Source organism: Bacillus sp. FSL K6-1284, from assembly GCF_038002625.1.
GTDB lineage: Bacteria > Bacillota > Bacilli > Bacillales > Bacillaceae > Bacillus > Bacillus paralicheniformis.
This window is the reverse complement of record NZ_JBBOCW010000001.1, coordinates 3948229-3963747: the sequence shown is the minus strand read 5'-3', so window position 1 is coordinate 3963747 and position 15519 is coordinate 3948229. Positions and strand designations below refer to the sequence as shown.

Below are 15519 nucleotides of genomic sequence, written 5' to 3'. Positions count from 1 at the left end.
TTAAAATCTCATGAAGCAGTTTGACTGGCATGATTCCGGTATAGTACCAGGTTTCATGCCTTTTAATTTGATCTTGATCCGTTTGTGATTGTAGAGAATCAATATACTATGCGGGTCCTTTTTTGAAATGTTCGACGCTCCAAATTCTTTAAAATAAATGAATTCTGATTTTAAAATGCTAAAAGAAGCTTTCCGCCACCGCATTGCCGTGACAGTTGCCTTTACGGGACATGCTTTATGTGATGTTTCGTTGTTTTGAACTAAGGCTTTCAACTTTTTTAAGCAGGCATTCTCCATCCGCAGGCGTTCAATTTCCGCTTGGGTCCCTTCGTCTGATCCTTCTTCATAGGTGAACGCCGCTTTTTAGGGTACCTATTCCTCCGGTTTCAAGCTGTTTCACGGATAGATGTCCCATTTTCGAGTGAAGTACCTTTTGGTTTATCTTCGGCAGAATAGCTTGTATAGGCTTTTTAGACGCGTCTTCTCCATGATATCGGTATTGCGAATCCACCCATGAAAGACACTGTGCGAATTTCCTCAACTGTAAATTTTAAAAACTGCACCTCCAATTGTGAAGTGTGTCTAACAAAAGAGGGGCAGTTCAAATTCCCGGCGGTCTTTTTTGTTAAAAAACAGCAACCGCAGCCATGACCGTTCAGAAGGCCTTCTTTACCGTTTTTTAACAAAAATTTTATCTGAATAAAATAAAAAATAGTTCAAGATTAATATATACCCTAAACAGATTGTCTGATTTTTAATGTAGGAGACAGGGTCACGACATCCCTCTGTAATCCGCTTTCCCCATTTAGGTGGTTTACCATTGCACATACGGCTTTTTGAGCCAGCTCTTCAACAGGTATATCGATTGTCGTGATTTCCGGATCGGTCACCTCACAGATCGATTGATTATCATATCCAAGCACTGCAAGCTGCTTTGGCACTTCATATTGATAATAGCGGGCCCTTTTAATAATTCCTGCGGCCACTTGGTCGTTTCCCGTAAAAATGGCGGTCGGCTTTTCGGACATGTTGTGGATCTGGTCCATAATACGGAAGCCGTCATGAATGGTAAATGCGTGGCTGAACATCCACTTCTCCTGGAAATGTAAACCCGCATCAGACAATGCTTTCATAAACCCTTCTTTTCTCATAATCTGGGCCTTGCTGTGTATCGTGTCACAGCAGAAGGCCATTAAATGATGCCCTTTTTGAATAAAAAGCTCCGTTCCTTTATATCCGGCTTCGAATTCGTCATAGCAGATCACCGGCACGTCCGCTTCGGCGTGGAATTCATTTGCCAAGACCACAGGACCGTATTTGACGTATTTTTTGATGTCTTCCCACTCATTTTCAAGGCTGCATAACATAAGCCCGTCGACTTCTTTCCTCTTGAGCAGCTCCAGTACTTTCAGTTCATTCTGCTTTTGATAAAACGTCTGAAACACAATGACTTTGTATTGGTGTTTCAGTGCTTCAGCGGACACATGCTTCATGAGCTGCGCGAAGAATGGATGGTCCGCGTGAGGGACAGACACTGCGAGAAACATCGTTTTGTTGGATCTGAGCTTTCGTGCAGAGGTGTTCGGAATGTAGTCCAATTTTTCGATGACTTCCAAAACACGCTTCCTTTTTTCTTCAGATACATAAGGATGGTCGTTCAGTACTCTTGAAACAGTTGTTTTTGACACATTACTTAATTTTGCAATTTCGTCAATCGTAGGCATAAAGTCACTTCCTGAAAAAAAGAGTTGTTATGGTATCGATTCCATCATTTAAGATATGTCATGAAATATGACAATTTCCCAAAATAATAAAAATGGGGTGAAATTGATGAAAACCGCAAGCGAAAACATGACTTGCACAAGCAAACAGCTATTTGTCCTTCTGAATGATTTGAAGGAAGGGAAGCACGCTGGTGAATGCCGTATAGACGACACACTGGCTAATCAAAAATTAAAAGAGACATTGCAGCAGGATCAATTCGACTTGACCGCCAATTTGCTAAACAGAATGGATTCTCCGCCCTCCAGAGTTGATTTTATGCCGCTTCATCGACTGATCACAGAAGAAGAAGTAGATGACGTGATTCATGCGGTGAAAGGCGTGCTGCCGACCGGGCAATTTACAAGCGGTTCTTATGTCGGTGTATTTGAAGCTGAAATAGCCGCTCTTTTGAGAAAAAAGCATGTCATGGCTTCCTCCAGCGGAACCGATGCCATGATTGTCGCACTGAAAGCTGCGGGTATTGGACAAGGTGATGAAGTCATTATGCCTGCAAACAGCTTTGCTGCAACGGAAAACGCCGTGCTTGCAGCTGGAGGCACTCCGGTTTTCTGCGATATTGACCCTGTTACATTTTGCATGGATCCTTCTGAACTTGAAGCATGCATCACTTTGAAAACGAAATGCATTTTGCCTGTACACCTTTATGGAAAGCTGCCAGACATGGAAGGCATTGCAAAAATCGCTGATAAATACGGCATCCCGATTATTGAAGACGCCTGCCAGTCGATCGGCGTTTCCGATCTGGGAAAAAACAGCCTTTGCTCCATATTAAGCTTTAATCCGTATAAAAATCTCGGCACTTGCGGAAAAGCAGGCGCAATTGTGACGGATGATCCATCATTTGCATCCGCATGCATGGAATATATGTACCACGGCTTTGAACTGAATCAAAAAAATAAAAAGGCTGCTGATTACGGCTTTAACGCTAAGATTGATAATCTGCAAGCCGCTATTGGACTGGCAAGGATGAAACATCTTTCATTAAATAATCTGAAGCGCTTATATTTAGCAGATCGTTATATTACGCATTTGCAGCAGTATGAAGACAGAGGTCTGATCCAATTGCCTCAAATGACCGATGATCATGTATGGCATTTGTTTACAATTAAAATGATAAGCGGAAATCGAGACCAAGTCAAAGATATGATGCTTAAATTTCATAATGTCCAAACAGATATATACTACCCGATTTTATCCCATCATCAAAACACACCACTTGTAAAAGCCGATTATCAGCATACATCGCTGCCGGTCACTGAATCAGTGCATAAACAAATGCTTCAGCTTCCTCTCTATCCGGGACTCACCGTAGAAGAACAAGACAAAGTAATGGAGGCCTTAATTGATGTCGTATCATGAAACACTTTCTTTTCACACTTTGCAGCAAGTAAACAAGCCGAAGTACGCCGTATTTTGCGATTTTGATGAGACATATTTCGCCCACAGCATCACCGATGAATCGAGGAAAGCGCTCATGGACCTTGAAACATTTATTCATTCGAACCATCTCGATCACAAGATTTTGCTCGGCTGGGTGACCGGGAGCAGCCTGTCATCTGTTCTTGCAAAAATGAAGCGGGGAGGCTTTCGATATCTTCCGCATTTTGTCGCCAGTGACCTTGGCACTGAGATCACGTATTTCTCTGAAGAAGGCCAAGTCTCTGATAAAGATTGGGAAGCCCGATTGCAAGAATCGAATTTCTCCCATGATCTGGTCGAAGAAATCAAGCAGACTCTCTCTAAAAAATATGAGATTGAGCTTGTGCCTCAGACTCAGCATGGTTTTTCCCGCTATAAAATCAACTATTACTATAGATCGTCGGATGAGAACACAGATAAGAGGGCGCTTGAAGCCATCAGACGGCTTGCAAGAGAGCATGAAATAGGAGTAAATATCAATCGCTGCAACCCTTTGGCAGGCGATCCGGAAAACAGCTATGATGTGGACTTTATCCCTTTGCGGACAGGCAAACCGTACATTGTGGATTTTATATTGAATAAATTCGCGATAGAGAGGGAGAATTCATTTGCTTTCGGCGACAGCGGAAACGATGTGGATATGCTTAAAAAAACCGGACATGGTTATCTGGTGGGGAATGCGACAGCAGAAGCAAAGTCGCTCCATTCCCGTATGACAGAAGGCAGCTATACGGCTGGAATTTTAGAAGTGCTAAAAGCCCATATCAAAAGATAAGGAGTGTCCTTAGATGAAAATCGGAATTATTGGAGCAGGAGGAATTGCAAAAGCTCATGCGAAAGCTCTTTCAACAGTCAAAGGTGCCGAGCTTTCCGGGTTTTTTGATATCAACTCGCTTGCCTCGCGCAAATGTGCGTTTGAATATGGAGGAACCACATTTAACAGTATGCAGGAGCTGTTGAATCAGTCGACGGCAGTCATCGTTTCATCGCCGAACTTTTGCCATAAAGAACATGTGCTTGAAGCGATGGCCGCAGGTAAGTATGTATTGTGTGAAAAACCGATGGCTGTCTCAATGGAGGAAGCGGAGGAGATGAAAAACAGGGCGTCTCAATCTGCTTATATTCCGATCATGGGCTTCAATTACCGCCATCTCACATTTGTTCAGCGCCTAAAAGATATGCTATCCGGCAATGAACTTGGAGATATCTTGTCCATCAATGTCCATTTTAAGAAAAACAGCGCCTTGAGAAGAAAAAAATATACTTGGCGCGATCATTCGAAAAGCAATAAAACGAGCGGGGCATTAGGAGATTTGGGTGTGCATTTAATCGATCTCATTCTTTATTTGTTCGACAGCCCGTTTAAACTGGACAGTTTAAAAGTCAAAATGATGACGGTCGTCAAAGAAAAAGAACAAAAACAGGTATATGTTGATGATCATTCTGAAGTATACGGCCAGCTTGAAAATCATGTGTTTGTCAATATGATTACGTCAAAATGCACAAAAACGGATGAGTGCGGCTTTAGCATCGAGGTCAATGGCCAAAACGGCGTATTCTACTATCATTCACGGCAGAAAAATCAGTTTTTGCTGAGGACCGGATTGACGGAGCAGATGATAACAATGCCGGACACGTGGCTGACAGACCCTGAAAATGAATTTTACGGATGGGCCGATTCCTTCAGAGTTCAGCTGATTCAATGGATGAACGGAATTCGGGATCGCAATTTCGCACCTCTTGCCACTTTTGATGATGGATACAAGACGCAGTTCTACTTAAATGAATTTTTCAATAAAGGTCAGCAGCTGTCCCTTTCAAAACAAGCAAACTAGCATTGCGAAAAGCCCTTGCCGGCCGTGCCAATAGCCGCAAGGGTTTTATGGTCTGCAACGAAGGAGTGAGTCTAATGAAAAAAATATTTCTATTCGGCTGTTCGTTTTATTTTCTCGTAGGGGTTATCCATATCCTGCTGGGGAGCCTGTCACCTTATATCATTCAAGAATATCACCGGGATGTTCATGATCTATCCTTCCTGATCTTTTTCCAATTCACCGGTTTTCTAATCGGTGTCCTGCTTGCGCCGATATTTGTCAGGCGCACCTCTCATGCGGCTGTATTGACGTTTGGCCTTCTTCTTATTCTCGTAACGCTTTTAGGCGTGTTCCTTTTTGATATGTTCATCTTTTTTGTCATCATGGGGTTTTTGCTCGGCTTTGGCGCCGGTACTTTAGAAACGACGATGGGAGCGTATGTGATTGCCCAAGATAAAAATGCGAAGGGGATGAATATTTTAGAGGTTTTTTTCGGATTGGGCGCTTTGCTGTTTCCTTTTCTTATTTATATCCTTACGGAACGATATGCCTGGCATTTCCCCTTGTATGCTTTATTTATCTTCGTTTTTGTGCTTGCGTGTATGTGGGTGGTTTATTTGTGCAGAAAAACCCCTGACACTGCTTCCGGTCAAATGACTTATCAGGAAAAACCGACTGTGTCAGCCATATTTGAAACCGGAAGGAAAGAAAAAAGCATTTTCCTCTTTCTCATATTCGCTTTTGTATATGCGGGTATCGAGACCAATTTCGCAAACTTTTTGCCGGCGCTGATGCTGGAAAAAGGAGCAGAAGAAATCAGCGTGATCAGCGTTTCGTTTTTTTGGACGGGAATGGTGTGCGGGCGTTTGTTGACAAGTATTTTTGGCGGACGCTTGACTTCCGTTGCCTTTCTGATCTTCAGTGCCGGAGCCTTGACTGTTTTGCTTTTGATTCTGGCATGGTTTCCGGTTCATCAAACACAGCTGCTCCTCGTATTTTTCATCGGGCTCTCGGCAGCCGGCATTTTTCCGTGCGCCGTCACTCTGGCCTCGTTGGCTGGAAAGCCTTTTACAGAGGAAATCACCAGTCTCTTCATTTCATCCGCAAGTCTGGGAGGAGCGCTTCTTTCATTTTTGATCGGCTGGGCGATTGATGCAAGCGTAGCGGCTGTCTTCCCGTTTCTGCTGTTCGGCGGATTGGGGGGCTTGCTGCTCGTGATCAGCGCGGTGATTTTTTTATCCGGCCTGCAAAAAAACAAGCAGAGCCATTTGGATATGTAGACCTTTTAGGAAGAGATTACAAGCTTAGTAGAATTTTTTTCAGCATCCGTTTAAACCGTTCCATCTTTGACCATAATATTGCTAGAAAAGGTTGAAGAACGGAGAGGAACGGTGGGGAAAATGAAGAAATCAAACATTGCCTGTATGTATATTTTTCTTTTATTAATAGGAGCGCTTGCAAATCTCACGACGGAAGAGACGGCCCAATCATCAGACGGGAAGCCTGCCGTGATTCCAGATGAAGCGATTCGGCTGCGGATTTTGGCAAACAGCGACAGCGGGAGCGACCAAAGCGTCAAACGCAAAATCAGGGATGAGGTCAATAAACAAATTACGAAATGGGTGGAAAACCTGACCTCGGTTGAGGAAGCGAGACAAGTCATCAGGTCGAAGCTGCCCGAAATCAAAGAGGTTGCCAAGGATGTTATGAAGCGCGAAAATGTCCGGCAATCCGTGTCTGTCCGTTTTGATCGAGTTTCATTTCCGACAAAGCTATACGGCAATATGGTGTATCCAGCCGGAGAATATGAGGCTGTTTTAATTACATTAGGCAAGGGAGAGGGAGCCAACTGGTGGTGTGTCCTGTTTCCGCCGCTTTGCTTTCTTGATTTTTCCAATGGGGAAGCCGTAAAGTCGCCTGAAGACGAACAAACCGATGCCGGGGAAAACGCCCGGGAAGAAAAAACAGTCGCTGCAGATGAAGCGGTATCTGGCAAAGATAAAGAAGACAAAGAAGTGAAATTTTTTCTTGTCGAATGGATTACCGGGCTTTTTTCTTAAAGGAACCGCCGTGCTTTCGTGCAGGGCGGTTTTTTACTGTTTGTTTTTTCATGATGGTTATTCACGCTTTTGAATATGATATAATTTTCCAAAACGGTTCAGGGAAAATACTGCTTTTCGAATATACACCTTCTGTCCCTTTCTGATGTGTCAATTACATTGCCCGGTAGAAAGAGAAACTGTCTTATCACCAGTACAGAGTTCATTTGCATACTCATTCAAAGCATTAGTTCCTGCTAATCAAAATTGAAAAATGAATTGCCGGCTTTCTTCCAAATCAAAAGGTATATTTTACTGTCGCCCTCATAGATTGGATAGAGAAGTTAAAAAACGGGGTGAAAAGATGTTCTACCAATTGAGGTTAGCGGAAATGAAAGACATGAATGCGATCGAAGCGTTTTTAAAAAAGGCGGGGACAAGCCATAAAGGCATTGAGGAAGCGAAGAGCCAGTTTATCATGATGGAAGACCCTCCCGATGAAATCGTCGCCTGCCTCGGAATGGAGGAATTTGAAAACAAAAAAGGGCTGCTGCGCTCGCTTGTCGTGTCTGACAAGCTCAGCCAGGGCCACATCGTTTCCCTGTTTCAAAGCATGCAGGTATTGTGTGAAAAGCGGGGAATCCAAACCCTGTATTTAGTTGCCAATAAACGAACATCGATGGATTTCCTTGAAGTGCTCGGTTTTAAACAAGCTGCGGCAATTCCGGAAGAGCTTGATGGATCAGAGCATGTTTCAGACTCGTTGAGCGTAAACGGAGCCGTTTTGATGGAGAAAACGTCTAATTAGCCGTTAACTTATACACAGAGATATCCACGGATTCAAAAGCGTTATCCACAAAATGTGGACAACGCTTGTTTTCTTTTTCTTCATCTTTTATACTTTCAACAGGATTTACATGAATGATTAACGTTTTTAGTGTTTTGTTAAGGGAGTTTTGATGTTAATGAAAACAAAAGTATGGACTGTGGATGTAAAACGTGATTTGTCCACAAACTGTCCACAAATTGCACAAGCGGCAAGACTGCTCAAGCAAAATGAAACGGTTGCTTTTCCGACAGAGACGGTTTACGGTCTTGGTGCAAACGCCAAACACAGCGAAGCAGTAGCTAAAATATACGAAGCGAAAGGGCGTCCGAGCGACAATCCGCTCATTGTCCACATCGCTGAAATTGAACAGCTCGGAGAATTTGCAGAGGTTGATTCGCCTCAGGCCGAAATGCTGATGAAGCGTTTTTGGCCCGGACCGCTGACCCTTGTACTGCCTTGCAGACCCGGGGTGTTATCCACAAAGGTGACGGCGGGGCTCGATACGGTCGCGGTCAGAATGCCTGATCATCCTGTTGCCCTTGAGCTGATTAGACAGGCCGGCGTTCCGGTGGCCGCCCCGAGCGCCAATCTGTCCGGGAAACCGAGTCCGACGAAAGCCGAGCATGTCGTTCACGATTTAAATGGAAGGATTGCAGGTATCGTTGACGGCGGTCCTACAGGAGTAGGGGTTGAATCAACAGTTGTTTCATGCACCGGGGAAATTCCGGTCATTTTGAGGCCGGGCGGCGTCACAAAAGAGCAGCTCGAAGAAGCGGCCGGCTCTGTCTTGATTGACCAGGGCCTCACCGACGAAAAAAAGGCGCCGATGTCTCCCGGGATGAAATATACGCATTATGCACCGGAAGCCCCGCTTGCCATTGTGAACGGAAGCGTTGAAGATATTCAACGGCTGATCGGCCAATATCAGAAAGACGGCATGAAAGTCGGCGTCCTTACGACAGAGGAACGGGCCGGTGCCTATCAGGCGGATGCCGTCCGCATCTGCGGCAGAAGAGACCGTCTTGAAACGGTTGCCGCCGGTTTGTATGACATTCTCCGCAGCTTTGACGAAGAACAGCTCGATTTTATTTTTGCTGAGTCTTTCCCTGAGGAAGGGGTGGGCCGGGCGATTATGAACCGGCTCTTGAAAGCGGCAGGCCATCGCGTAATCGAAGCGTAGCCTAAGCAGGGTTGTTCTATCCGCCTTTGGACGTGCATAAGCTAGAAAAGCTGGCGTGTCCAAGGGGGAATTGCATGAATGTTGATGTGTTAATAGGCGAAATCCTGACGCTCTCGATCATGGCTTTTGCACTCGGCATGGATGCCTTTTCAGTCGGTCTTGGAATGGGAATGGCCAAGCTGAAAAGGAACCAAATCTTTCAAATCGGCGTCATTATTGGATTGTTCCATGTCATCATGCCGCTTGGCGGTATGATTGCGGGACAGTTTCTTTCGGGCGCGCTTGGTGCGCTTGCGGGGTATCTTGGAGGAGCGCTTTTATTGGTGCTGGGCATTCAGATGATTGCCGCATCTTTTAATAAAAGCGGGGAGCAGGTCATCTCTCCGCACGGCTTCGGCTTATTCATTTTTGCCGTCGGCGTCAGCCTCGACAGCTTTTCAGTCGGTCTCAGCCTCGGCCTCTACGGGACGAAACCGCTATTAACGATCTTTTTGTTCGGTTTGTTCAGCATGGTGTTAACTTGGGCGGGTCTGCTGCTTGGAAAAAAGGTTCAAACGTGGCTTGGAGCTTACAGCGAAGCGCTCGGAGGAGCCATCCTACTGAGCTTCGGCCTGAAGCTTTTGCTGCCCATTTAATTGAAAGAGGAGAAAATCTTTTTCCCGCTTTGCATAACATAATGAAACTTAGAAAAAGAGGGGAGAGATCCTCTCTTTTTTGATTTCTGGAGCGGATTTTATTATTTTCCGCTGAATCCTTTATAATATGAACAAAGGAGTGAACAGGATTGAACATACTATTTGTCTGTACTGGAAATACGTGCCGCAGCCCGATGGCGGAAGCGCTTTTTAAATCTGCGGCTGCCGAAAAAAAACTGGATGTCTCCGTCAAATCTGCCGGGTTGTTTGCTCCTGAAAACGGAAAAGCTTCTTTATATGCAGTCGAAGCGCTTTTTGAAAAAAACATCGCTCTGAATCATACATCTTCACAGCTTTCCGAGGAGAAGGTTGAATGGGCGGATCTCGTGTTGACGATGACGGAGCAGCACAAACAGGTGGCAGTACATGAATTTTCAAAGAGCCGAGATAAAATCTATACGCTGAAAGAGTATGTCAAAGGAGAAAGCGGGGACATCATTGACCCGTTCGGCGGATCTCTCAGCGACTATCAAAAAACGAGAGATGAGCTGGAGCAGCTGCTGAAAAAATTGGCAGAAATGCTGGCGGGAAAATCTCGGGAATAGAAGCTAAGGAGCGTTTGCAAATCGAGCGGCAGCGGGTACAATAGACATGATCAATCAGAAATATATAGCGGCTGTATACTGCTTAACGGTCTGCACGAGACTTTTGGCGGCACATCAAACGAGGAGGAGTCATTCCAATGAAAGTAATCATTGCTTCAGATCACGGCGGAATCAATATCAGAAAAGAAATTATGGCATTGATGGATGAATTGAACATCGAATACGAAGATTACGGCTGCGAATGCGGTTCAGGATCTGTGGACTACCCGGATTATGCGTTTCCGGTCGCGCAAAAAGTGGCGAACGGGGAAGCTGACAGAGGCATTTTAATATGCGGAACAGGAATCGGCATGAGCATTTCCGCCAATAAAGTAAAAGGCATCCGCTGCGCCCTTGTCCACGACGTTTTCAGCGCGAAAATGACAAGAGAGCACAATGACACGAATGTTCTTGCGATGGGTGAACGGGTGATCGGCCCTGGTTTAGCGAGAGAGATTGCAAAGGTTTGGCTTACGACTGAGTTTTCAGCCGGGCGGCACGCTGTCCGCATCGGAAAAATCGCCGATTATGAAGACAAGCATGAATAAAGGGTGTCGTCAATCATGAAGAATCTCGAACAAACATGGCGTTCTATATTAGATGAATTTCATCAGCAGGCAAATTTACGCAACGGCCACATCGTCGTCATCGGATGCAGCACAAGCGAGGTGGCCGGAAGGCGAATCGGCACTTCGGGAAGCAGACAAATCGCTGAAGCGGTCTACAAAGGCTTAGAAGAGCTCAGGGATCAAACAGGAGTCGCCCTTGCTTTTCAATGCTGCGAGCATTTAAACAGGGCGTTGGTTGTCGAGGAAGAAACGGCGAAAGCATACCGTCTTCCCGTTGTTTTTGCTGTTCCTGTTCCGAAAGCGGGGGGTTCCATGGCTTCATATGCCTATCAACATATGAAGGCTCCTGTCCTTGTTGAACAAATAGAGGCCGATGCGGGGATCGACATCGGCGACACGTTTATAGGGATGCATTTAAAGCCTGTGGCCGTTCCTGTCCGCGTCTCTCAAAAACAGCTGGGCGAAGCGCATGTGACGCTTGCGCGGACAAGGCCGAAGCTGATTGGAGGCGTCCGCGCCGTCTATGAAGCGGAGTAGCGGAAGAAGCGGGGGGAAGAGCCGGACAGGCTTTTTTTCTTTATTAAAATAATTTTTTGAACAAATGATATGTCGAACTATATGATTTGTCTATTCGTTTAATATTCGGTTTTTCCAATAATAAAAAACGATTTTTAAAAATAATCTCTTACATTTGCATGAAAAACCGTGTACAATGAGATGGTATAATTAACGAAATGGAAACAGATAGGAGAGGATCTCGCTGATGAAACATTTACCTGCGCAAGATGAACAAGTTTTTAGCGCCATTCAAGATGAGCGGAAACGTCAACAGTCGAAGATTGAGCTGATCGCTTCTGAAAACTTTGTAAGCGAAGCGGTTATGGAAGCTCAAGGCTCGGTTTTAACAAATAAATATGCGGAAGGATATCCTGGTAAACGCTACTACGGCGGATGTGAGCATGTAGATGTCGCAGAGGATATCGCGCGCGACCGCGCCAAGCAGATTTTCGGCGCCGAGCACGTCAACGTTCAGCCGCATTCCGGCGCACAAGCGAACATGGCGGTATACTTCACGATTTTAGAGCACGGTGACACCGTATTGGGAATGAACCTTGCTCATGGCGGACATTTAACGCACGGCAGCCCTGTCAACTTCAGCGGTGTTCAGTACAATTTCGTTGAATACGGTGTTGATAAAGAGACGCAGTATATTGACTACGAAGATGTACGTGAAAAAGCGCTTAAACATAAGCCTAAGCTGATCGTGGCCGGGGCAAGCGCGTATCCGCGCACCATCGATTTTAAAAAGTTCCGCGAAATCGCTGATGAAGTCGGAGCCTATGTGATGGTAGACATGGCGCATATCGCCGGACTTGTAGCAGCAGGTCTTCACCCGAATCCTGTTCCTTACTCTGACTTTGTGACGACGACAACTCATAAAACGCTTCGCGGACCGCGCGGCGGCATGATTCTTTGCCGTGAAGAGTTTGCAAAGCAAATCGACAAGTCGATCTTCCCTGGAATTCAAGGCGGACCGTTAATGCACGTGATCGCTGCAAAGGCTGTTTCCTTTGGCGAAGCTTTAAAAGACGAATTCAAAACATACGCCCAAAATGTCATCAATAATGCGAAGCACTTGGCTGAAACATTGAAAAAAGAGGGCATCGAGCTCGTATCAGGCGGAACGGATAACCATCTTGTGCTGGTCGACCTGCGCTCTCTCGGCATGACCGGAAAAGTGGCTGAAAATGTTCTTGATGAAGTCGGCATCACCGTCAACAAAAACGCGATTCCTTATGATCCTGAAAAACCTTTCGTAACGAGCGGAATCCGCGTAGGTACAGCAGCCGTGACAAGCCGCGGCTTTGATCTGGAAGCGATCGAAGAAGTGGGAGCGATCATCGCGCTTGCCCTTAAAAACCATGAAGACGAAGCGAAGCTGGAAGAAGCAAAACAGCGCGTAGAAGCGCTGACAAGCAAATACCCGTTATATACCGGGCTTGATTACTAAGATATTTGTGCCGCTCCCAAAAGGGGCGGCTTTTTTCATAAAATTGTCTCCTGATTTTTGTTGAAACAAGCTGTTTTTTTATGTAGAATCAATAGAAGTGTGTGAAAAAAAGGAGCTGAAAACGGATATGGGAAAGGTATATGTGTTTGACCACCCTCTTATACAGCATAAGCTTACATACATCCGGGATGTAGAGACCGGAACAAAAGAATTCAGAGAGCTTGTTGATGAGGTTGCAACGCTGATGGCATTTGAGATTACGCGGGACCTGCCGCTGGAGGAAGTGAATGTAGAAACTCCTGTGCAAATGGCAAAGTCAAACGTCATCGCCGGAAAAAAACTCGGGGTTGTTCCGATTCTAAGAGCGGGACTGGGAATGGTAGACGGAATTTTGAAGCTGATTCCCGCTGCAAAAGTCGGACATGTCGGGCTTTACCGTGATCCTGAAACATTGAAGCCTGTTGAATATTATGTCAAGCTTCCATCCGATGTTGAAGAACGCGAATTCATCGTCGTCGATCCGATGCTGGCTACCGGAGGTTCGGCGGTAGAGGCACTGAACAGCTTGAAGAAACGCGGCGCAAAAAATATCCGTTTTATGTGTCTGATCGCTGCTCCGGAAGGTGTAGACGAAGTTCAGAAGCATCATCCTGATGTTGACATTTACATTGCCGCTTTGGATGAGAAACTAAATGAAAAAGGATATATCGTTCCCGGATTGGGCGACGCCGGAGACCGCATGTTCGGAACGAAATAATGTAAGAAAATCCTGAAAAAGGGTTTTCTTTTTTTGTGTTTTATACCATAATTAAACATGTGTGCGTCTTAAATGGGGCGAATTTGTGAACATTTTGTGAGAGACGCTGTGATTATGAATAGTTTTTTAACTTTAAACAGATTGACACCTCAGGGGGGCTATTGTATGCTAAAATAGGCTATTATGATAAGGTTTTCATAGCGGTTATCATAATGACCAGTCCTCTGTTAAAATCCTTTGAAAACCCCATATTTGCAGGCGACAGACAGATCACCGGCCCGAGAATTTTCGGAGTGTGTGAAGTCTTGAACAGAACACTACGTTCTGTAAAATGGTCAGACCGCCTAGTTTACCGTAATCGTAAGATAGATTTAAAATTTTCACATCAGGAGCGTATTTGATGACCGATGCGAGTCTTTCATTCCGTAGGCAACAAAAATATGTCCTATATATTTTAGCAGTCTGCGTGTTGGGCTATGGATTTCTGCCATTTCAGGCGATTTTTTTAGGCCTGATTACCGGCACTGTTTTCAGCTATTTCAATCTCTGGCTGCTGACCAAAAGGATGCAGGCCTTCGATAAAGCAGTGGCAAAAGGCAAAATGATCCGTTCTCTCGGGACTGCTTCCAGATTGTGCAACGCCATTATCGCGGCGGCCATTGCTTATAAATACCCTGAATATATTCATTTGGCAGGCGTCATTGTGGGGTTGATGACAATTTATCCTGTCATTATGATAGATTCCTTTATCCAGCTAAAACGTTCATCAATGGAAGAGAGGTGAAGACCCTTTGCACGAATCAAGAGTTGTTAACTTTTTAGGCCTTAACTTTGATGTATCAAGTATCTTAATGATTACTGTGACAAGCATCATCGTCTTTCTGATAGCGGTGCTGACCACAAGAACACTCGCGATCCGGCCGACGAAAGCCCAGAACTTTATGGAGTGGATTGTCGACTTTGTTCGCAATATTATCGGCAGCACAATGGATCTTAAAGTCGGCAGAGACTTTCTCGCCCTTGGCATAACCCTGCTGATGTACATATTTGTTGCCAACATGCTCGGCCTTCCGTTTTCCATTACAGTAGGCCATGAATTATGGTGGAAATCCCCGACAGCCGATCCGGCGGTTACTTTAACCCTCGCCGTCATGGTAGTAGGCCTCACTCATTACTACGGAGTGAAAAGAAAAGGGTTGGGGGAGTATACCAAAGATTTCTTCAGACCAATTCCGTATTTAGTGCCGCTCAAAATTATTGAAGAATTTGCGAATACATTAACATTGGGATTGCGTCTTTACGGTAATATTTTCGCCGGCGAAATTCTGCTCGGCCTTCTTGCCGGAATGGCAACCAACTTCTATTCTCAAAGCATTTTCATGGGGCTGGTTGGAACCATTGGAGCGGTTGTGCCGATGATCTTATGGCAGGCGTTCAGCTTGTTCGTAGGTACAATCCAGGCATTCATCTTCACGATGTTAACAATGGTTTACATGTCTCACAAAGTAAGTCATGAACACTAAAAACAAGACATATCCGAAAAGGATAACAATTTAAAGGAGGAACTTTTTCATGAATTTAATAGCAGCTGCAATCGCAATTGGATTAGGTGCACTTGGTGCAGGTATTGGTAACGGACTTATCGTATCACGTACAGTAGAAGGAATCGCACGTCAGCCTGAGGCTGGTAAAGAATTAAGAACGCTTATGTTCATCGGGGTAGCATTGGTTGAGGCCCTTCCGATTATCGCTGTTGTTATCGCGTTCTTAGCATTCTTCGGCTAAAAACTTATATAACTAGTAAAATGGCGAAGATCACTGCAAGAGGCCTTCGCCA

Annotated in this window: 18 protein-coding genes; 16 read left to right on the top strand and 2 right to left on the bottom strand. The window is 45.1% G+C overall.

Going from position 1 to position 15519, the window contains the following annotated elements:
• Together MHB72_RS22935 and MHB72_RS20265 are read right to left on the bottom strand one after the other, a co-directional pair.
• A complete protein-coding gene (locus MHB72_RS22935) occupies nt 1-129 on the bottom strand; it encodes a hypothetical protein (protein WP_373367299.1) in 129 nt (42 codons plus the stop codon).
• Nucleotides 130-734: 605 nt separating this feature from the next.
• Nucleotides 735-1724 carry a LacI family DNA-binding transcriptional regulator gene (locus tag MHB72_RS20265; RefSeq protein ID WP_020453276.1) on the bottom strand — a complete coding sequence of 330 codons (990 nt, stop codon included), beginning with the start codon at nt 1722-1724 and terminating at the stop codon, nt 735-737.
• A 106-nt stretch (nt 1725-1830) separates the two neighbouring features.
• Here MHB72_RS20265 and MHB72_RS20260 point away from each other — a divergent pair, with 106 nt between their 5' ends.
• From MHB72_RS20260 to atpE, 16 genes are all read left to right on the top strand, one after another.
• Complete coding sequence (locus MHB72_RS20260; protein WP_035337900.1) at nt 1831-3144, top strand: DegT/DnrJ/EryC1/StrS family aminotransferase; 1314 nt, start codon at nt 1831-1833, stop codon at nt 3142-3144.
• Nucleotides 3131-3979, top strand: coding sequence for an HAD-IIB family hydrolase (locus tag MHB72_RS20255; RefSeq protein WP_025810643.1), 849 nt, complete (start codon nt 3131-3133; stop codon nt 3977-3979). Before MHB72_RS20260 ends, MHB72_RS20255 begins: the two co-directional genes overlap by 14 nt.
• Before the next feature lie 13 nt (nt 3980-3992).
• On the top strand, nt 3993-5039 hold the full coding sequence (locus MHB72_RS20250; RefSeq protein ID WP_023857073.1) for a Gfo/Idh/MocA family protein: 1047 nt from the start codon (nt 3993-3995) through the stop codon (nt 5037-5039).
• A 74-nt stretch (nt 5040-5113) separates the two neighbouring features.
• Nucleotides 5114-6298, top strand: coding sequence for an MFS transporter (locus MHB72_RS20245; RefSeq protein ID WP_035337893.1), 1185 nt, complete (start codon nt 5114-5116; stop codon nt 6296-6298).
• A gap of 120 nt (nt 6299-6418) precedes the next feature.
• Nucleotides 6419-7078 carry a stage II sporulation protein R gene (spoIIR, locus tag MHB72_RS20240; RefSeq protein ID WP_020453271.1) on the top strand — a complete coding sequence of 220 codons (660 nt, stop codon included), beginning with the start codon at nt 6419-6421 and terminating at the stop codon, nt 7076-7078.
• Nucleotides 7079-7421: 343 nt separating this feature from the next.
• Nucleotides 7422-7865 (top strand): GNAT family N-acetyltransferase, encoded by a 444-nt coding sequence (locus MHB72_RS20235; protein ID WP_023857076.1) that lies wholly within the window; start codon nt 7422-7424, stop codon nt 7863-7865.
• Nucleotides 7866-8022: 157 nt separating this feature from the next.
• A complete protein-coding gene (locus MHB72_RS20230; protein ID WP_023857077.1) occupies nt 8023-9066 on the top strand; it encodes an L-threonylcarbamoyladenylate synthase in 1044 nt (347 codons plus the stop codon).
• A gap of 74 nt (nt 9067-9140) precedes the next feature.
• On the top strand, nt 9141-9701 hold the full coding sequence (locus MHB72_RS20225; protein ID WP_216919324.1) for a manganese efflux pump MntP: 561 nt from the start codon (nt 9141-9143) through the stop codon (nt 9699-9701).
• Nucleotides 9702-9850: 149 nt separating this feature from the next.
• Nucleotides 9851-10306: a low molecular weight protein arginine phosphatase gene (locus MHB72_RS20220; RefSeq protein ID WP_023857079.1), complete on the top strand. Its 456-nt coding sequence runs from the start codon at nt 9851-9853 to the stop codon at nt 10304-10306.
• Nucleotides 10307-10443: 137 nt separating this feature from the next.
• The gene (rpiB, locus tag MHB72_RS20215; RefSeq protein ID WP_003186021.1) at nt 10444-10893 is read left to right on the top strand and encodes a ribose 5-phosphate isomerase B; all 450 of its coding nucleotides are present in this window, start codon (nt 10444-10446) and stop codon (nt 10891-10893) included.
• Between the two features lie 15 nt (nt 10894-10908).
• The gene (locus tag MHB72_RS20210; protein WP_026580236.1) at nt 10909-11451 is read left to right on the top strand and encodes a TIGR01440 family protein; all 543 of its coding nucleotides are present in this window, start codon (nt 10909-10911) and stop codon (nt 11449-11451) included.
• Nucleotides 11452-11677: 226 nt separating this feature from the next.
• Entirely contained in the window at nt 11678-12925 is a 1248-nt protein-coding gene (glyA, locus tag MHB72_RS20205) for a serine hydroxymethyltransferase (protein ID WP_025810647.1), read from the top strand.
• 127 nt (nt 12926-13052) lie between these two features.
• Nucleotides 13053-13682 (top strand): uracil phosphoribosyltransferase, encoded by a 630-nt coding sequence (gene upp / locus MHB72_RS20200; RefSeq protein ID WP_020453263.1) that lies wholly within the window; start codon nt 13053-13055, stop codon nt 13680-13682.
• Between the two features lie 400 nt (nt 13683-14082).
• On the top strand, nt 14083-14466 hold the full coding sequence (locus tag MHB72_RS20195; protein WP_020453262.1) for an ATP synthase subunit I: 384 nt from the start codon (nt 14083-14085) through the stop codon (nt 14464-14466).
• 7 nt (nt 14467-14473) lie between these two features.
• Nucleotides 14474-15205, top strand: a complete 732-nt coding sequence (atpB, locus tag MHB72_RS20190) for a F0F1 ATP synthase subunit A (RefSeq protein WP_023857083.1) — start codon at nt 14474-14476, stop codon at nt 15203-15205.
• A gap of 49 nt (nt 15206-15254) precedes the next feature.
• Nucleotides 15255-15467 (top strand): F0F1 ATP synthase subunit C, encoded by a 213-nt coding sequence (gene atpE, locus MHB72_RS20185; protein WP_020453260.1) that lies wholly within the window; start codon nt 15255-15257, stop codon nt 15465-15467.
• Nucleotides 15468-15519: the final 52 nt, after the last annotated feature.